The sequence below is a fragment of the Microcoleus sp. ARI1-B5 genome (assembly GCF_036705795.1).
Taxonomy (GTDB): domain Bacteria; phylum Cyanobacteriota; class Cyanobacteriia; order Cyanobacteriales; family Microcoleaceae; genus Microcoleus.
Genome location: NZ_JAUBVK010000030.1, coordinates 42,779 through 60,139, shown reverse-complemented (window position 1 = coordinate 60,139; position 17,361 = coordinate 42,779). Strand labels below are relative to the sequence as shown.

The 17,361-nt window shown below is 45.6% G+C and carries 20 protein-coding genes; 11 read left to right on the top strand and 9 right to left on the bottom strand.

Annotated features, from left to right (window positions below):
* Positions 1–184: 184 nt before the first annotated feature.
* Complete coding sequence (locus QUB63_RS28800; protein WP_332948794.1) at positions 185–325, top strand: hypothetical protein; 141 nt, start codon at positions 185–187, stop codon at positions 323–325.
* Positions 326–331: 6 nt separating this feature from the next.
* On the opposite strand, the gene QUB63_RS28795 is transcribed toward QUB63_RS28800, so the two are convergent.
* Positions 332–580: a hypothetical protein gene (locus QUB63_RS28795; RefSeq protein WP_332948793.1), complete on the bottom strand. Its 249-nt coding sequence runs from the start codon at positions 578–580 to the stop codon at positions 332–334.
* 829 nt (positions 581–1,409) lie between these two features.
* Here QUB63_RS28795 and QUB63_RS28790 point away from each other — a divergent pair.
* Both QUB63_RS28790 and QUB63_RS28785 read left to right on the top strand, forming a co-directional pair.
* On the top strand, positions 1,410–1,622 hold the full coding sequence (locus QUB63_RS28790) for a helix-turn-helix domain-containing protein (protein WP_332948792.1): 213 nt from the start codon (positions 1,410–1,412) through the stop codon (positions 1,620–1,622).
* Positions 1,612–2,163 (top strand): hypothetical protein, encoded by a 552-nt coding sequence (locus tag QUB63_RS28785; protein WP_332948791.1) that lies wholly within the window; start codon positions 1,612–1,614, stop codon positions 2,161–2,163. The genes QUB63_RS28790 and QUB63_RS28785 overlap by 11 nt, the downstream gene beginning before the upstream one ends.
* On the opposite strand, the gene QUB63_RS28780 is transcribed toward QUB63_RS28785, so the two are convergent.
* The 6 genes from QUB63_RS28780 to topA form a co-directional block, all read right to left on the bottom strand.
* The gene (locus QUB63_RS28780; protein ID WP_332948790.1) at positions 2,126–3,067 is read right to left on the bottom strand and encodes a DNA-methyltransferase; all 942 of its coding nucleotides are present in this window, start codon (positions 3,065–3,067) and stop codon (positions 2,126–2,128) included. The two genes, QUB63_RS28785 and QUB63_RS28780, sit on opposite strands and share 38 nt — an antisense overlap.
* A 278-nt stretch (positions 3,068–3,345) precedes the next feature.
* Positions 3,346–3,948 (bottom strand): hypothetical protein, encoded by a 603-nt coding sequence (locus tag QUB63_RS28775; protein ID WP_332948789.1) that lies wholly within the window; start codon positions 3,946–3,948, stop codon positions 3,346–3,348.
* A complete protein-coding gene (locus tag QUB63_RS28770; RefSeq protein WP_332948788.1) occupies positions 3,926–4,399 on the bottom strand; it encodes a ParA family protein in 474 nt (157 codons plus the stop codon). Before QUB63_RS28770 ends, QUB63_RS28775 begins: the two co-directional genes overlap by 23 nt.
* Before the next feature lie 382 nt (positions 4,400–4,781).
* Entirely contained in the window at positions 4,782–5,234 is a 453-nt protein-coding gene (locus QUB63_RS28765) for an HNH endonuclease (protein ID WP_332948787.1), read from the bottom strand.
* Complete coding sequence (locus tag QUB63_RS28760) at positions 5,225–5,470, bottom strand: hypothetical protein (RefSeq protein WP_332948786.1); 246 nt, start codon at positions 5,468–5,470, stop codon at positions 5,225–5,227. Before QUB63_RS28760 ends, QUB63_RS28765 begins: the two co-directional genes overlap by 10 nt.
* Positions 5,471–5,662: 192 nt before the next feature.
* Positions 5,663–8,431, bottom strand: coding sequence for a type I DNA topoisomerase (topA, locus tag QUB63_RS28755; RefSeq protein ID WP_332948785.1), 2,769 nt, complete (start codon positions 8,429–8,431; stop codon positions 5,663–5,665).
* 598 nt (positions 8,432–9,029) lie between these two features.
* Between topA and QUB63_RS28750 the strand changes: the two genes are divergently transcribed.
* The 5 genes from QUB63_RS28750 to QUB63_RS28730 all read left to right on the top strand — a co-directional run bounded on the left by QUB63_RS28750 (position 9,030) and on the right by QUB63_RS28730 (position 12,870).
* Positions 9,030–9,257 (top strand): type II toxin-antitoxin system HigB family toxin, encoded by a 228-nt coding sequence (locus tag QUB63_RS28750; RefSeq protein WP_332948824.1) that lies wholly within the window; start codon positions 9,030–9,032, stop codon positions 9,255–9,257.
* Between the two features lie 14 nt (positions 9,258–9,271).
* Positions 9,272–9,649 (top strand): helix-turn-helix domain-containing protein, encoded by a 378-nt coding sequence (locus QUB63_RS28745; RefSeq protein WP_332948784.1) that lies wholly within the window; start codon positions 9,272–9,274, stop codon positions 9,647–9,649.
* Between the two features lie 213 nt (positions 9,650–9,862).
* Positions 9,863–10,747, top strand: a complete 885-nt coding sequence (locus QUB63_RS28740; RefSeq protein ID WP_332948783.1) for an AraC family transcriptional regulator — start codon at positions 9,863–9,865, stop codon at positions 10,745–10,747.
* 175 nt (positions 10,748–10,922) lie between these two features.
* Positions 10,923–11,594 (top strand): VOC family protein, encoded by a 672-nt coding sequence (locus tag QUB63_RS28735; protein WP_332948782.1) that lies wholly within the window; start codon positions 10,923–10,925, stop codon positions 11,592–11,594.
* A gap of 130 nt (positions 11,595–11,724) precedes the next feature.
* Positions 11,725–12,870, top strand: a complete 1,146-nt coding sequence (locus tag QUB63_RS28730) for a hypothetical protein (protein ID WP_332948781.1) — start codon at positions 11,725–11,727, stop codon at positions 12,868–12,870.
* Positions 12,871–12,933: 63 nt separating this feature from the next.
* Here QUB63_RS28730 and QUB63_RS28725 read toward each other — a convergent pair whose 3' ends face one another.
* Both QUB63_RS28725 and QUB63_RS28720 read right to left on the bottom strand, forming a co-directional pair.
* Positions 12,934–13,167, bottom strand: coding sequence for a helix-turn-helix transcriptional regulator (locus QUB63_RS28725; RefSeq protein WP_332948823.1), 234 nt, complete (start codon positions 13,165–13,167; stop codon positions 12,934–12,936).
* 18 nt (positions 13,168–13,185) lie between these two features.
* Positions 13,186–14,112 carry a LysR family transcriptional regulator gene (locus QUB63_RS28720; RefSeq protein WP_332948780.1) on the bottom strand — a complete coding sequence of 309 codons (927 nt, stop codon included), beginning with the start codon at positions 14,110–14,112 and terminating at the stop codon, positions 13,186–13,188.
* Between the two features lie 128 nt (positions 14,113–14,240).
* Between QUB63_RS28720 and QUB63_RS28715 the strand changes: the two genes are divergently transcribed.
* The 3 genes from QUB63_RS28715 to QUB63_RS28705 are packed head-to-tail and all read left to right on the top strand — an operon-like array spanning position 14,241 to position 17,361.
* A complete protein-coding gene (locus QUB63_RS28715) occupies positions 14,241–14,885 on the top strand; it encodes a DsbA family oxidoreductase (protein WP_332948779.1) in 645 nt (214 codons plus the stop codon).
* Positions 14,886–14,929: 44 nt separating this feature from the next.
* Positions 14,930–16,207 carry an NAD(P)/FAD-dependent oxidoreductase gene (locus QUB63_RS28710; protein ID WP_332948778.1) on the top strand — a complete coding sequence of 426 codons (1,278 nt, stop codon included), beginning with the start codon at positions 14,930–14,932 and terminating at the stop codon, positions 16,205–16,207.
* Entirely contained in the window at positions 16,204–17,361 is a 1,158-nt protein-coding gene (locus QUB63_RS28705; RefSeq protein WP_332948777.1) for an FAD binding domain-containing protein, read from the top strand. The genes QUB63_RS28710 and QUB63_RS28705 overlap by 4 nt, the downstream gene beginning before the upstream one ends.

Sequence of the window (17,361 nt, the reverse complement as noted above, 5' to 3'; positions counted from 1 at the left end):
ATCGCCCATATCGCCTTTCTGGTCGCTGAGGAGATTTTAGACCAACGTGCGGTTATGGATAGGGAAAGGAATTACCGAAACCCTCAAATAATACCATTTTTACAAAGTTTGGCTAGAAAATAAGTGTTGGGTTTGTTTACATCGGCTCTCGATCGCACAGGTGCGGATCTGTGAGATTGTCGATATGCAAGTTAGGGTTGTTCATGGCGGCGCACCCTACGACTACTTAGCCGATGCCACACAGCAAACTCAAGCAATCTCAATCCGAAAATCACTGCATCGGTTTGATTGCTGGCTAGATGCCATCGCCGATATTTCCCGCTGAAAAAACCTAAGAGGCGACTAAAACAGGACACTCTGAAATCCGGCAAACATTGGACACAGTTGGCTGGTGGGCAACGACTCGCAGTTCGTGAGGATACCGGGGACGCGGGTCATTTTCTAACCAGATGGGCGGTACCATCATCACTTCATAGTAAGCGATCTTATGCAAAACCCCTGGCTGGGACTTCAACTCCACTGTTAAGCCCGCTCGGTACTCAAATGCTTCTTCCCAGTCTAAGTTTTCATTGATACCCATAGCGATCGCGCCTCTTAATCTTGTTTCTTTTCTCCATTGTAGAGCACTACATAAAACATTCGGTACTTTCTGTTGCTTAGGATACAATTTGTAACCTAATATATAGGTTCCCTGACAATTCAACAGAGAAGAGCAATTGTCAATAAGTAAATAGGATGATTTGGCCGACGGCTTACTTGTCAGCCCAAAAGCTAGGCTGGGCAGGAGTTTGAGTTGATATGTCTCAAAAAAGATAGGGGCGATGGAACCGCGCAGACGTTTATGACACAAAGGAAGAGAAGAGAATTTTAAGGACGGAAGTACAAACCTATTTTTGCCAGCTTGTCTAGTATTTTATAAATAAAGAAACTCTGTTTTTTTAATAAACCGGGTTTCTGGATGAGTGAAAACTAAACTAATTTCACTTGGTTTTCTTCTTTGTTGCTGTCGCCGTCTTTTTAGCAGTTGTTTTCTTCGCCACAGTCTTCTGGGTTGCAGTTTCCGATTTTACCGCAGCAGTTTTAGTTGGCTTCTTCGACTTGCTGCTAGTTTTTCCCCCGCTGCTGCAGCAGGCGGGGTTATAGGGGCAGGAAAGTCGATCGCACATATCGTCTTTCTGGCGGCCCAGGAGATTTTAGACCAACGCGAGGTCAGGGATAGAGTCGGTGGTGCGATCGATCTTAGAGGCGCCAGAACGTCCAGCAGATGACCTTTTGGCGATCGATTTATGATGCGACTATACCCCCAAGCCACAAATATCTAAGACTCGCTATCTCTAATGCTACTTATAGTCTGTCGCTACTTATAGTCTGTCGGCTTATGATAATCCTGGCTCAATCTTGACTGTTCTATGGATATTACAGAGCAATTTGGTAAGAGAGTTAGACATTTCAGAAATCTCAGAAATCTTTCACAAGATCGGCTTGCAGAACTATCTGAATTACACCGTACTTATATTGGCTCAGTTGAAAGAGGAGAAAGGAACATAACCCTGCTTAATGCCAAGAAAATAGCTAATGCACTATCTGTGAGCCTAGCTGAACTGGTAACTGATGATGACTGAAAGAGCACTAGATAACATCTTAGCAAGATATCAAAAATCATTTGTTGCCAAGGTTTATGCAGAAGAAAATGAAGAACACGATATTTTAATGGATGTGTTTGGGATTTCTCCCATAATCAAAAAAGAAAATAAGCAGTATTGGGGACGTGAGCTAGGTATGTGTTGGCAATTGTTAGTTGTTGAAATATGTAAAGCATATTGCAGTGGCTTTCAGCCAGCATTTAAAGTGGGTAGCGATGAACCATGCGACCTGATTGTTGATGGATATGCGATAGATACAAAATACCGTATTGGCTCAGGAGATTCTGGAACACTTAAAAAGTTCAAATCTTACGGCCCACTACTTCGTACTCATAACTATGAACCAATTATTCTGATTCTTCGACAAGATAATTTAGCCGCAGCTATTACGGCCTGTCTAGTTGGGACTTGGAAAGTTTATACTGGTGACGCTTCATTTGAATTCATACAAAGCATAAGCGGGTTTGATTTAAAATCATTTCTCACTGAAAGAGTGGGAGAATTCCCTGTAGACCGCTGAAATTATCAAGGCGTTTGTTAATTATTTCTATGTAGTCAGGTACTATTTCAACTCCAACATAACTAATGCCAAGTTCCTTGGCTGCCAGCAATGTAGTTCCTGAGCCTGCAAAAGGATCGATGAGAATAGAGTCCTCTAAACGCGGCACAAATATTTCGACCAACTTTCTCATTAGGGCAATTGGTTTCACGGTGCAATGAACATTAAAATCTTCGTTTTTATCGCGCTGTATACCCTCTAAAATATTTGATTGAAAACCACCAAAATGATCTTTAGTGTAAAAAAGACCAGTACCGTACTCTAGTAAAGTTTCTAGATAATTATTGACCAGTGGTTTTTGAAGCACACAAATTGCTTCCCATTCATTTCTCAGACAACTGTGCCAACCATCCCATTTCTCAGAATTTTCATATCCTTTCTTCTCCAACTGTTGCTTAATGTTGACACCTTTAGGGATGCCACTTGGTCTTTTATAAACAACAATATCTCTCGCATAGAAGCCAGCACTTTCAAGTGCCACTTGTACGTGAGCAACAGTTCGTGTGCTATTAAAAACTAAAACTGTCGCACCAGGTTTGCAGATCCGAAAAAGCTCCTCACCCCACTCGCAGCACCACTTCTCATAATCGAGAATGTTGTTGCGATTCTTTTCATACCATCTTTCGTTTCTGACTCCACCAGCTAAACCGCTGCCATAGGGAATGTTCTTGACAAGCGTTTTATTTTCCTTATTATTGACTCTTTCCATACGCCTTTGAATTTCTGAGTCATCCCATTTGTGACCAATAAATTCATAGTTATAAGGTGGGTCGGTGATACAGGCAGAAACGTAATTTTCTGGCAGTGACTTCATCACTTCACGACAGTCACCAATCAATATTTCATTTAAGGGAGGTTTTGTCATTATTTGGAAAAATCACTCAAGATAATACTTATGGTACGCTTTCTAGTTCTGGATGGCCGCAGTTTTGTCGTGAAAGTCGATCGCACATATCGCCTTTGTTGCGGCCCAGGAGATTTTACACCAACTAGAGGTCATTGATGGGGGATTTGTACGATCGGCCTTGGGGGCGTGAGAACAGCTATGAGGAAGTTTCGCGATTACGGTTGCGGGAAAGTTTGATGTCGCATCAAAAGCCCTTTGCAAAGCAACTTTATAAACCTAAAAAGTCAACCAGATTTTCATAACTTTTCAACAAGTGTTTTTATCACTTCATGGCATAATTCTCTCTGTTCTTTATTAATTTGTATAGCCTCCCCATACAGTTGATACTTACCTCGATCCAGCATTTTACTTAGTGGTAATCCTAGATTGGCTGCTACTACACCAGCACTATTAAAATCTCTCAATTCACAACTATAAGCATTCTCAAATTCAGCTTGATTATAATCATGTTTATCTCCCTCCACAAAACGAGACTTATTTTTCTTGTACTCGACAAACATTTTACTCACCGCTTCATTTGATAGTGCCTTGAAAGCCTGCGCTGCGCCCTTTTTCTGAGTGAATCTATTACCTAGTAAAAGCGCAATTTTTGGTCTTTCTATTTGGAAATTATCAACTTTAGCTGCAAAAGTGTACTTTCCATAAACTGGATGTGATTGCTCAGTACCCCAAATTAAATTAAACAATCCAGATATAGCATAAATTGATGAATCATCAGCATTGATAGGAACCAATAACTTTTCCCCTGACAAAATTGCTATTTGTGTATAAATTGAAAAACTGGGATTAGTATCGATAAAAAATGTGGTTGGCTTGTCAAATATAGTACGCTTTGTCAATTTTTTTATATATAATTGAATGTATTTCAACCCAAGGAGAATCGGTACTTGATAAGGGTGTTGCATCGGCTCTTTCAGCCAACAAAGGAGCAATTAACTCAAGATTTCCGTCCCCAGACATCAAAAAAAGATTTTGTGATAAAGAGGGGTTACTTTCATTTAATTTAATTAAATACCTATTTACATCATTAGTGTCATTCTTTAACACACTATCTGTCAGATAACCCACAACAGTTTTAGGAATATCTCCCATAATTAGTTCCTGAAGACGAGACTCTGCTTCAGTACCGCCTCCCATCAACATCATTGATGAGTTTGCTTGTGGACACATATCTATAACCACAACATTTCGAGCGGGATTTTTCTCGGCATACATAGATGCAATGTGGAAGGTAATGGTACTCTTACCCACACCACCCTTGTTGTTCCATATAACATAACTCTTATTCATGAAATTTTCTCTTAATTTACGTCTAGCTAAGCGTTAATCCGCCAATTCGGAATTAACACCTGATATAAACTTAAAGTACCGTTTATTTTGTCTCCTGTCAAGCTCTACTCAAGAAAAATATCAAAAATTTACCCCTCGATCGCCCAAACATCTCTTTATTGAAAAACTCCGATAGCCCTACTACCTTAAAACCCTATTTTAAGGACTGAATTCCGAACAAATCTAATTTTTTCCCATATTTTAACAACAAAGAAACCCGATCGCACTTGGGGCGATTCCCCCCGTGCACACCGGGTTTCTGGATGAGTGAAAACTAGATATTCAATATTTTTCTCAAGGCGAACGTCTTGCATATGATTAAAATCAACTGTTCTTATCAATATTATGAATTTTGGCGAGGGTCGCTAGAGGGAGGATGCCACCCTGCTCTAACCCATAAACGACGAGCTCTGATAATCGCTCCTTCATTATGATATCGATCGTTAAGGTCTAATCGATCGCAGGTTCCCCTACCTGTTGGAGTAATACCCCTTATTTCTAAACCATCCGCAGACCAGTTAAAATGCTCAAACCATTGCTGTTGACGGGGATTAAACACGGTTACTTCTTGTTCTGTTTCTGGGTCAGTAGCAGTCACAAAATTATAGCGATTATTATTACACCGATGACAAGCTAAAGCTAAGTTTTCAAGTTCATCGCTACCACCAATTGAGCGAGGTAAAATATGGTCTATCGTAAACAGAGTAGAGCTACTTTCTTCCGCTGAATGGCAATATTCACAAAGAAAATCAGCTCTACTTCTTACTAAATTTCTAGTAGCGCGGTTTACGGACATGAGGCTGCTATAACTTTAGCGTTAATTAAGGTGAAAATCCGATCTAGTTCTAGTAAGCTTGCTAATTCTACAACCTCTTCTGAAGTTAAAAGATTAGCCTTTTTTCTCTCGGCTAGTTCTTCTAATCTGGCTTGCAGGTTTTCCGTAAATTTGAATAAGTAAAGATTTCTGACTCTCTGAATCGAAATCTCCCGATCGATCCAGTAGGAAGGTTGTACCATAAGTTCAGCTATCATGGTGATTCTACTACTCAGTTACTACATGGATAATCTGGATTATATCATGAAAACGAAAGGATTACTTTAGAAAGAGCCGACCTACTTACGCACGGCCCGATCGCAAAAACCGGTTTTTTTACCGAATCTGTCTGCTAAAACAAATTATTTTCGCTAAAAACCCGGTTTCTGACATCCTATGCGTAAATTCTGCTAACTTGACTTAGTTTCTTTCTTAGTCTTTGTCGCAGTCGTCGCCTTCTTAGCAGTAGTTGTTTTCTTCGCAGCAGTTTCCGATTTCGCAGCAGTGGTTTTCTTCGCCGCAGTCGTCGTCTTCTTAGCAGTCGTTTTCTTCGCCGCAGTCTTCTCAGTTGCAGTCTCAGACTTCGCCGCAGTCTTAGTAGACTTCTTCGACTTGCTGCTAGATTTACCGCCTCCCGCTGCTTCCTTCGCTGCTAACAAATCCAGTGCTCTTTGCAAGGTGAAATTCTCCACAGATTCATCCTTCGACAAAGAAGCATTGATATCGCCGTGTTTCACGTAGGGGCCGTAGCGGCCGTCGTAAACATTGATCGGTTCTCCCGACTCTGGATGTGCGCCCAATTCCTTCAAAGGTGTAGCTGATTTGCTGCGGCCGCGGGCAGCTTTCGGCTGCGATAATAACTCTAATGCCCGATCGAGCATTATAGTCAAAACATCATCCGGCGGTTTGATCGATCGATAATCCTTACCAACCTTACCCTGGTCGTGCACCACATAAGGGCCATACATCCCCAAATTAGCCTGCACCTTAGCCCCCGTCTCCGGGTGAGTGCCCAACAACCGAGGTAGAGTCAACAAACTCACCGCCATATCCAGCGTCACGCTATCCTTATCCGTCCCCTTCGGTAAAGAAGCCCGCTTCGGTTTCTTGTTCGTTTCCGAAACATCCCCTAATTGAACGTAGGGGCCGTAACTGCCAATCAGCACATAAATCGGTTCCCCAGTGTCTGGGTGCAAACCCAATTTTTCCGGGCCTTCCGTCTTTTGCTTTAACAGAAACTCCACTTTTTCCGGATCTAAATCTGCCGGAGTCAAATCCTGGGGAATCGACGCTTTCACCTGGCCTTCTTCGTTTTCAGATTCGAGGTAAGCGCCGTATTTACCGATGCAAACTTTTGCCGTGATATTCTCCAATACCACAGTTCTGGCAACTTTCGCGTCAATCTGACTTTCCTGTTCCTTAACTTGAGTTGCGAGTCCCGTTTCCCCGATATAAAACTTTTGCAAATACGGCAACCATTTCGCCTCGCCCGTGGCAATTTCATCCAGGGTTTGTTCCATTCGCGAAGTAAAACCCGTGTCTACTAAATCGGGGAAATGCGTTTCCAATAAAGTGGTGACGGCGAAAGCGGTGAATGTCGGAATTAGGGCGTTAGCTATTAATTTGGCATATCCCCGATCGACAATTGTACCGATAATACTCGCATAGGTACTCGGACGGCCCACGCCCTCGCTTTCGAGCATCTTCACCAGAGAAGCTTCCGTGTAGCGGGCGGGAGGTTGAGTTTCGTGTCCGATCGCCTCCAAATCCTTACAATTAGGTTTATCACCGACCTTCAGCGCCGGCAAAATCACCTCTTGATCTTCCAGCGCCGCATTCGGATCGTCAGAACCCTCCACGTAGGCGCGCAAAAAGCCCGGAAAATCAATGCGTTTCCCGCTGGAACGGAAACCGGCATCTTCTACCTGAGTTAGTACGGTGACGTGAGTTTGGCGCGAATCGGCCATTTGAGAAGCCACTGTCCGCTTCCAAATCAAATCGTAAAGGCGGAAATCAATCCCATCCAATCCCGTTTGCTGCGGAGTCCGAAAAGTGCTGCCGGCGGGGCGGATAGCTTCGTGGGCTTCCTGGGCGCCTTTGCTTTTCGTCGTGTATTTGCGCGGTTGGGGGCTGAGGTATTCGCTGCCGTAAAGTTCTTGCACGCAACTGCGGGCGGCCGTAATCGCCTGTTCGGACAAATGCACCGAATCCGTCCGCATATAGGTGATAAAACCCCGTTCGTAGAGACTTTGGGCAATTCGCATGGTTTCCCGCGCACCCAGCCGCAGCTTGCGGTTAGCTTCCTGCTGCAAAGTCGAGGTCGTAAACGGTGGCGACGGTTTGCGGGTGACTGGCCGTTCTTCGAGATTGGTGACAGTCCAAGGTTTGTTTTGAATGCGTGAAAGTAAAGCCCGCGCCTGTTGTTCGTTCAGCAAAAGTACGCGGCGGCCGGAGATAATTTGCCCGGTATTTTCATCGAAATCGCTACCGTTGGCAACTTTTACATTCCCGACTGTCACGAGTTTGGCATCAAAGGAAATTTTGCTCTTTTCCAAACTTGCTTTCAAATCCCAGTAGCTACCTTGGCGGAAGGCCCGGCGTTCGCGTTCCCGTCGCACCAACAGGCGTACAGCGACTGACTGGACTCGCCCTGCAGACAAACCCCAGGCGATTTTCTTCCACAGTAGCGGAGAGAGTGTGTATCCGACGAGTCGATCGAGAATTCGGCGAGTTTCTTGGGCTTGTACCACTCGATTGTCGATATCGCGGCAGTGGGTGAGGGCGTCACGGATAGCTTCGCGGGTGATTTCGTGAAACACCATCCGCTTGATGGGAACTTTGGGTTTGAGGATTTGCAGCAAATGCCAGGAAATGCTTTCGCCTTCGCGGTCTTCGTCAGTGGCTAGAATCAGTTCTGTGGCGTCTTTGAGGGCGTCTTTGAGTTCTTTAACAATTTTCTTTTTATCTTTGGGGATGACGTAAAGCGGTTCAAAGTCGGCCTCCACGTTTACGCCGAGTTGCGCCCATTTTTCTCCTTTAACGGCTTCTGGTATTTCTTCGGCGGAGGATGGGAGGTCGCGCACGTGGCCCATAGATGCCTCTACACGGTAGGTGGAGGGCAGGAAGTTGCGAATGGTACGGGCTTTGGTGGGAGATTCGACAATGACTAAGGTTGACATGGCATCTTTTATATATGGATGGCGGCGCAGTTAGAGTGTCTAATTTACAGAGTGTAGGTCGGATGTCAAGGCTTATGGGAACTTTCGGCGATTATTTCAAACTACCTTAATTTTTCACTTACTGCCGATCGGGTTGCAGGTGACCGTGTGATGGGATTTTACTGCTGTCGGCGCAGAGGCTGGGAATCCTTGTCTCTGCAAGGTGCACGGAATGTCTCTCACCTGACTCTAGCAGAATTGGCGGTAACTGGATGCTGAGACTGCTGGATGGGGGCTGATAGTTCCTCAATTTTAGATTTTAGATTCTTTGACTTCGCGAGCGAACAAGTTTTAGATTTTAGATTTTAGATTTTAGATTTTAGATTGGGAAAGATTTGATGCTTTCCCCGCAAAAAAGGCTATAAATGCGATCGACCATTCCACCAATTATCGCTCAAATCTACAGAAACAGTCGATCGCGCTTACAAGCTAACATCTGATATTGTGGGACTAATTCTTGATACCATTTTGGGAGCGCGTTATTATAAACACTATGCGTATCTTGTCCCGCAGCACCCTAAGAGACTTCTCTTAGTTTCATCCAGATGTTGAAGAAGCACTGAAAGCTTGGTACTGCGAAGCATCTCAGGCGGATTGGCAGAGTCCAGCCGATATTAAAACTGCTCGTCGCAATGCCAGCATCATTGCTCACAATCGTGTACTTTTCAATATAAAAGGTAATACCTATCGACTGATTGTGGCAATTCGCTATGACATTGGCATTATTTTTATCCGATTTATTGGAACTCATGCCGAGTATGACAAAGTAGATGCGGAAACGATCTAAACAGAGGTAGATGTATGGAATTGCACCCGATTAGAACTGAAACAGATTATCACGAAGCCCTGCGAGAAATTGAATCATTGTTTGATGCAGCGCCCAATACCCAGGAATGCGATCGATTAGATATCCTCAGTACCTTAGTGGAAGCCTATGAGAAGGAAAACTTCCCCATTGAAATACCCGATCCGATCGAAGCAATTCAATATTATATGGACGCCCGTGGATGGTCTCGGATCGATTTAGAGGTATGTCTTGGCAGTCAAGCTAGGGTGTCTGAGGTGCTATCTCGCAAACGTTCCCTAACCTTGGAGATGATTCGGAAGTTGCATCAAGAACTGGGGGTTCCGGCTGAAATTTTGATCCAGCCCTATGAGTCGGTACAAACCCCTGCCTAATCATGCCCGTGCACACCGATCGCCAAGAGTTGAATTCATTAAACTTAATAAGGAACGAAAATTTAATAACTTAAACATCTGCCACACTCACCTCTCTCCAGAAGCCGCGAGGTAAAATTCGATGTCAAAACAAACACCCACAAATTCAGCAACTTCTGTCAGGCTTTAGTCCGCCTCAAAAGATAGACTTGAGATTGCCAAGGAGGATACTTTGTGAATGTAAAAGCCTTTGATGCCTATCGATCTAGATTTCTCAAATTACTTGAGTACATTGATGCCAATCTGGAGGAAAATCTCAGTGTAGATCGGCTCAGCATTGTTGCTGCGTTCTCGAAATATCATTTTCACAGACAGTTCTCTGAGTTTTTCGGGATCGGCGTATACAAATACGTCCAGTTAAATCGCTTGAAGCGCGCCTCTTATCAGCTCGCATTTCGCGATCGCCAGATCGTCGATATCGCGCTAGCGAGTGGCTACGAAAGCCCTGAAGCCTTTGCTCGCGCCTTCAAGAAGAGCATAGCACAAACTCCTTCTGAATTCAGAAAGCAGCCGCAATGGGAACATTGGCACGCAACTTACCAACAATTAAGCGAACTGAGGAACCAATACATGAATTCGGATACATACGCTGAACAAGTCAAAATCGTCGTCTTCCCAGAAACAAAAGTTGCAGCACTTGAACATCGGGGAGATCCGCAACTAATCGGCAATTCTGTGCGCCGATTTATCGAGTGGCGCAAGCAGAACAATCTACCTCCCAAGGTTAGCAAAACTTTCAACATTGTCTACGACAATCCAGCGGAAACCGCGCCGGAAGACTATCGCCTGGATATTTGTGCAGCAACGGATCGTAATGTTATAAATAACTCATTCGGGGTGATGGGAAAAATTCTCCCTGGAGGTCGTTGTGCCGTACTGCGGTATACTGGTTCTAACTATAATCTCGATGCAGCAGTAAGATATCTTTATTCCGAATGGCTGCCGCAAAGTGGTGAAGAGCTGCGAGACTTTCCGCTATATTTTGAGAGAGTCAGCCTTTTTCCAGATGTAGCAGAATCTGAGGCGATTACTGACGTGTTTTTGCCTCTCAATAGTTGAGTCTCACTAATACCAGTTTTCAAAATCTTTGTGGCAACATATTTTTTGGGTTGATTCACAATTGTTTTTGAATAATTCAGGTTCGTCGCTATGAGATTATCGATTTTTTTACGGATTTTCCATGGCGACACACCCTACAAGTAAAGTAGTTGAGTCCAATTAACACATAACTTTTATGACATTTGAATTCGACCATCTCTTCATCTTAACTGATATTGGTGCCCCCGAAGCCGATCGCCTATCATCCTTCGGTTTAGTCGAGGGCTCCTCTAGAACACATCGCGGACAAGGTACAACCAATCGCTGTTTCTTTTTCCATAACGCCATGTTGGAACTGTTGTGGGTGCGCGATCCAGAAGAGGCGCAATCTGAGCCAATTCGTCAGACTCGTCTTTGGGAGCGATCGACAAATCGGAACAATGGCGCCTGTCCGTTTGGAATCTGTTTGCGTCCAGCCACAGGTTCTGAGGACAAAGTTGCATTTTCTAGTTGGCAATATCATCCACCTTATTTACCTGAGACAATCAGCATCGCGGTAGCAACAAATAGCGATAATTTGACTGAGCCGATGCTGTTCCAGATTCCATGGGGCAAACGTCCCGATCGATTCTCTGCCCAGAAGTCACCGCCTCTGAATCACGGTGTTGGTTTCCGCGAAATTACTCGCGTAGAATTAGTGAGTCCTGCTGCAAATAATCCGTCACCAGAACTTCAAGCAGTGCTTGAGACAAATCAGGTAAAGTTACGACTCGGAACCGAGTATTTTGTGGAGCTAGGTTTTGATGGAGAAGTGCAGGGAAAACGGGTAGATTTCCGACCGGGATTGCCGCTGATTATCAGTTGGTAATGTCAACCTGCAAGCTACTCCTATACCTGAGAGCGATTTTAGGTAGGACAAAAATATTGGAACGAGCGCCCTTGTAGAGACTGTTAATTTAGTTATAAAATAACCCCTGTAGTCCCAAGAGTATCGTCCGATGAACAAAAAAAATCGACTAGCAGCTCGATCCATCGCAGCCCTGGTAAGTTTAGCATTAACCGTCGCACTTTTTATCTATTCCCCAGTCGTCGCTCAAAATCCTCGCAGAAATTCCCCCACACCCACCGCAACAACCGCAGCCAAAAATCCTGCCGCACAACGCCCAGAAAATTCCCCACCTTCTTTCAAAAGTCCTCCAAATACCGACGGGCCAACTGAAGTTTCCCTCGGTTTCTACCTCATCAACCTCGGTCGCATTAATCAATCAGATGAGACTATCGATGTCAGCGGCTATTTTGCCACAACTTGGCAAGACCCGCGCCTAGCATTTGACCCGAAAGCAGTTGGCGACACAGTAATTCGCTACACTCCCGAAAAAATATGGGAACCAAATTTAACAATTGTCAACGCTTCGTCAGCCGCGAAAACAGTTGCGCAGGACTTAACCGTGCAACCCGACGGGACTGTCAATTATCTACAACTCATTAACGCGACGGTATCGTCGGACTTAGATTTGAGAAAGTTTCCCTTTGATTCGCAAACTGTGAAGATTGTCTGGGAATCATTGTCTTTTGATGACCGAGGTGTAGTTTTTAAAGAAAATCCAACGCTGACTGGCTCCAGCGAAGATTCTTTTGTTTCTTTATCCGAATGGAAAATTCTCGGTATCAACACCCCCATCACTGCCAACAAATTTATCAAGGAGAATAAAACCTATGCGCGATACGTATTTGAAATTAAACTCAATCGCAATTACCAATTTTACGTATTTAAGGTCTTTATTCCCCTGCTGCTAATTACGCTGATTTCTTGGGCGACTTTTTGGATCAATGCGAACACGGCTTTTGCCACTCAGATGAGTTTAGGCATTACCAGCACCCTCACGGCAATAACTTTTAACTTTACCGTTGCTAATTCTTTGCCTAGATTATCTTACATGACTATGCTGGACGCATACATATTTATCTGTTACATCTTTTTCTTCTCGTCGATTATGGCTAATGTCAGCGTGCATTTCTTGCTAAACAACCACGAAAAGCCCGAATTTACCGTTGGGGTGGTGAGAAAGTTTCGCTGGATATTTCCCTTAGCTTTTATCCTCTGTCAATCTATAGTAATGACAAGTTTTTTCTGGCGCTCCTGAATCAGAAAGATTGTTTGAAATGTAGTTGAGAAATTCAAGAGCGATCGCCCTTTTACATCCCAATTAATGAGCCCTGTAAGCTTTTGGTGTCATGCCCGTCAACTGCCGAAACTGTTTGCTCAAATGGCTGTGGCTGTTGAACCCGCATTCTAAGGCAATTTCCACAATCGATCGCTCTTTTTGCTTTAACAACTCCTTCGCCCGTTCGATCCGTTGTTGCAGCAGATACTGATAGGGAGCTATTCCGATCGCCACTTTAAACATATGGCTGAACTGTAATTGACTCATGCCCAGCAATGCAGCCAAATCAGCCGCTTAAATCACTTCTCGATAGCCTACGTTGCTCAAGTGCTGAGTCAAAAAATCAATGAAGATTTGAACTCGTAGCGAATTTCGGCGGTTGGGCAAGTAAAGGGCATAGATGCCTGTATCGAGATTTGCTTGAGGATGAAACTGAAAATCGGTCAGCACCGCTTGCAACCTGCCAGCCTGAACGTCTTCGCCAATCAACCAGGTTGGCATCAAAATTAGACCTACACCATCCAGGCAAACTTGACGCAGCACTTCAGAGTTATTCACGTTCAGGGAACCGTTAACCTTGATCTCACAGACCTCCTCGTGGCGCTTGAACCTCCAAATTTCGTACCCAGTTGCATAGGTAAAGCATAAACAATTGTGGTGAGCCAAATCATCTGGATGGGTCGGGATGCCGTGCCGCTCGAAATAAGCCGGACTGCCGCACACTAGACGAGTATGAGATGCCAGTTTGCGGAGAATCAGGTTCGCACTAGAGCGATCGAGATTGCAAATGCGAACCACGAGATCGAGATCTTCTTCTACCAGGTTGGCTAACCCATCACTCAAGCGCAGATCCAGCTTGACTTCTGGATACTGAGCCAGAAACCTGCCTAAGAGTGGGGCAATATGAAGCCGTCCAAACGCCACCGGTAGACTCGCCCGCAAGATTCCGCGAGGAACATCGCCCTGCTCAATCACAGAAAGATTTACGGCTTCCACATCTTGTAGAATCTGCACCGCTTTGTCGTAGTATTTGTGTCCCTGGGGGGTCAGGGTAATGCTGCGTGTGGAGCGATTGAGCAACTGCGTGTTTAACATTGCTTCCAGGGCGTTCACTTGTCGCGTGACTGAAGAAACTGCTAGGTCTAGCTGACGTGCGGCTTCTGAGAACCCCCCTGCTTCCACTACTTTGACAAACGATCGCATTGCTGCGAATTGATCCATCGATCGCCATCCTTGAGTTTTGCAAAAAATGCAAAGGTGTTGAGCACATTCGATATATTAACATTCTTTGTGAATGCAATTACAGTGGAACTGTGAGTCATTAAGACACCGCTTAAAAGGAGGCAACCATGACATTGACGATCGCCATTACCTCAGATTTCATTTGTCCCTGGTGTTTGGTCGCAGAAACGCGACTAAACCAGGCAATTGAACAATTGCATTCACCTGTTGAAATTCAACGGATTTGGTATCCATTCGAGCTAAACCCAGAGATGCCTGAAGCTGGGATGGATCGCAAAACTTACCGCAGCCAGAAGTTCGGCAGTTGGGAATACTCGCAGGCACTCGATGCCAAAACGGTGCAGGCAACCCAAGCTGACGGCATCGCATTTCGCTATGACTTGATGACCATTACGCCTAACACGCTGAAAGCACATCGCTTAACCTGGTTTGCAGCGCAGCAGGATAAAGCAACGGTAATGGCAGAACGCATTCTGAAGGCATATTTCACGGAAGGACAAAATATAGCTGAAGTTGAAACCTTAGTGAATCTCGCGGCTGAAGTGGGCATTGATGCAGAGGCGGCAAAAGCCTTCTTGTTGTCTGATGCAGGGATACAAGAGGTGCAGGAATTGAAACGTCAGGCGATCGCTCAAGGGGCTCGTGGCGTGCCTCATATCCGTATTGGTCAAGAAGTTTTGTCAGGCGCTCAATCGGTTGATGTTTTTGTCGCCGCCTTGCAAAACGCAGTCAAGAAATTGACAATCGCCTGAACCAAAAAGCTAACACGATTAACGATAGCGACAGCGACAACACCATGACGAATTATTCAGGCTCACCGTCTAATCCCCGCAAAGTTAAACTCTATGGACAACCCAATTCAGCAGCAGCCTACGAAATTCGAGATTTTCTCAACCGCAGCGTGGTTGAATTTGACTGGATTGAATTAACGAGCGATGAAGATTGCGATCGCGAACTTAGTCTTTCAACACTGAGTGATATCCGCTTGCCTGTTGTTGAATTTCCAGATGGAACGCAACTATTTGCCCCGACCATTCGAGAGATTGCTCAACGGCTCGGCTGGGTGACGCAACCCAAATTCAGAGAATACGATCTGTCGATTTATGGTGCGGGTCCTGCCGGACTGAGTGCAGCCGTATATGCCGCATCTGAAGGGTTACGCACCGTTCTGGTTGAGCGCCACGCTGTCGGTGGACAAGCAGGCACCAGTTCCTTGATTGAGAATTACATGGGATTTCCTGAAGGCATTAGCGGCGCTGATTTAGCGGAACGCGCCCGCCAGCAGGCAGTCAAATTTGGGATTGAACTGCTGCTGTTGCGCGAGGGCATGAAATCAGAATTTCGAGACAATCGCATCTACACGGACATGGCGGATGGCAGCAAAATGGTTGCACGAGCTAACATCTGCGCCACGGGGATTGAGTACCGACGGCTCAATCTTCCCAATGAAGACCAATTTCTCAAAGTCGGATTGTTTTACGGTGCGGGGGCAAGTGAAGCACCTCTGTGTGGTGGCGAACACGTTTTTATTGTGGGTGGCGGTAACTCAGCAGGTCAAGCTGCTATGTATCTCTCGCGCTATGCACAGAAAGTAACCATGCTGATTCGCGGCGATACGCTAGCGGCGACCTTATCGCAGTATCTTGTTGAGCGCATTACCCATCAAAGCAACATTGAAGTGATCTTTCAGGCTCAGGTGACTGGGCTGGCAGGAGATACCTCGTTGCATCAGATTGAAGTGACCAACTGTCGCGATCGATCGACACAGAAAATCGATACTCGACGGCTGTTTGTTTGCATTGGCGGTGCGCCGAACACTGAATGGGCAAAGGATACTGACATCATTCGAGATCGGGCAGGCTACCTGATGACTGGCTCAGATTTGCTCAAAGAGGGTCGCCCACCGGAATGCTGGACACTCGATCGCGATCCGTTTTTTCTGGAAACCAGTGTTCCCGGTTCTTTTGCTGCGGGAGATGTGCGACATAATTCTGTGAAGCGCGTGGCTTCAGCCGTGGGTGAAGGAGCAATGGCGGTCACGTTTGTGCATAAATATTTAGAGGAATTGGGATGAACGCGACAGGAAACCATGCGATTGTGATTGGTGGGTCATTAGCTGGATTATTTGCAGGCATCTTGCTGCGATCGATCGGTTGGCAAGTGGATATTTACGAGCGATCGCCGCACACCCTCGACAGTCGCGGCGGCGGGATTGTGCTTCAACCGGATGTGTTGGAAGCGTTTCAGCGAGCAGGAGTAGCGTATGAAGCCCCTTTGGGCGTGGTGGCGCACGAACGATATTATTTAAACCGAGACGGCAGCATTGCTCAACGAATGCCGATGCGTCAAACCTTAACCTCCTGGAACTTGCTCTATGGCTCGATGCGGCGGCATTTTCCGGCTGAACATTATCATCAAGGCAAGCACCTGACTGAGATTCAGCAAGACGGGACACAGGTGACTGCGATATTTGCCGATCGCACCCGTGAGAGGGGCGATTTGCTCGTGGGTGCGGATGGACCGACTTCAACGATTCGCCACTTGCTTTTGCCTGACTACACGCCCCAATATGCTGGGTATGTTGCCTATCGCGGCTTAGTGGATGAAGGGGAACTCGAGCCCGCAACGGCGAAATTGTTGACCGAACGATTTGTGTTTTATCAGTTTCCGAATTCGCACATTCTGCAATACGTGATTCCGGGAGAGAATGAATCGTTGATTCCGGGGGAACGCCGCTTCAACTGGGTTTGGTATGTCAATTACGACCAAACAACCGAATTGCCGCACATTTTGACCGATAAAAACGGTAAGCGTCGGGATTATTCGATCGCACCTGGAACGATCCATCCGACTGTGGAACAAGCGATGCGATCGTATGCCGATCGCGTTTTAGCGCCTCCATTCCAAAAATTACTGGCAGCAACCCAAGAACCATTTGTACAAGCGATTTTGGATCTTGGCGTGCCGCAAATGGCGTTCGATCGCATTGCTCTGATTGGCGACGCTGCTTTTATTCCCCGTCCCCATACGGCTGCTAGTACCGCTAAGGCTGCTGCCAATGCGATCGCCCTTGTGGATGCTTTGGTTGATTGCGATCGTGATGTACCCAAAGCACTAGAGGCATGGGAAGGTGAACAGCTTGCGCTGGGAATGCGCCTAGGGAAATCTGGACAAGCTTTGGGAGAGCGATCGCAATTTATGTACGGTAAGGGGCGAAGGGAGGGATAA

Coding starts and splice junctions, on each gene's coding strand:
- QUB63_RS28800 (WP_332948794.1), top strand. CDS start 185: ATGCAAGTTAGGGTTGTTCATGGCGGCGCACCCTACGACTACTTAGCC.
- QUB63_RS28795 (WP_332948793.1), bottom strand. CDS start 580: ATGGGTATCAATGAAAACTTAGACTGGGAAGAAGCATTTGAGTACCGA.
- QUB63_RS28790 (WP_332948792.1), top strand. CDS start 1,410: ATGGATATTACAGAGCAATTTGGTAAGAGAGTTAGACATTTCAGAAAT.
- QUB63_RS28785 (WP_332948791.1), top strand. CDS start 1,612: ATGATGACTGAAAGAGCACTAGATAACATCTTAGCAAGATATCAAAAA.
- QUB63_RS28780 (WP_332948790.1), bottom strand. CDS start 3,067: ATGACAAAACCTCCCTTAAATGAAATATTGATTGGTGACTGTCGTGAA.
- QUB63_RS28770 (WP_332948788.1), bottom strand. CDS start 4,399: ATGAATAAGAGTTATGTTATATGGAACAACAAGGGTGGTGTGGGTAAG.
- QUB63_RS28765 (WP_332948787.1), bottom strand. CDS start 5,234: ATGTCCGTAAACCGCGCTACTAGAAATTTAGTAAGAAGTAGAGCTGAT.
- QUB63_RS28760 (WP_332948786.1), bottom strand. CDS start 5,470: ATGATAGCTGAACTTATGGTACAACCTTCCTACTGGATCGATCGGGAG.
- topA (WP_332948785.1), bottom strand. CDS start 8,431: ATGTCAACCTTAGTCATTGTCGAATCTCCCACCAAAGCCCGTACCATT.
- QUB63_RS28745 (WP_332948784.1), top strand. CDS start 9,272: ATGGAATTGCACCCGATTAGAACTGAAACAGATTATCACGAAGCCCTG.
- QUB63_RS28735 (WP_332948782.1), top strand. CDS start 10,923: ATGACATTTGAATTCGACCATCTCTTCATCTTAACTGATATTGGTGCC.
- QUB63_RS28730 (WP_332948781.1), top strand. CDS start 11,725: ATGAACAAAAAAAATCGACTAGCAGCTCGATCCATCGCAGCCCTGGTA.
- QUB63_RS28720 (WP_332948780.1), bottom strand. CDS start 14,112: ATGGATCAATTCGCAGCAATGCGATCGTTTGTCAAAGTAGTGGAAGCA.
- QUB63_RS28715 (WP_332948779.1), top strand. CDS start 14,241: ATGACATTGACGATCGCCATTACCTCAGATTTCATTTGTCCCTGGTGT.
- QUB63_RS28710 (WP_332948778.1), top strand. CDS start 14,930: ATGACGAATTATTCAGGCTCACCGTCTAATCCCCGCAAAGTTAAACTC.
- QUB63_RS28705 (WP_332948777.1), top strand. CDS start 16,204: ATGAACGCGACAGGAAACCATGCGATTGTGATTGGTGGGTCATTAGCT.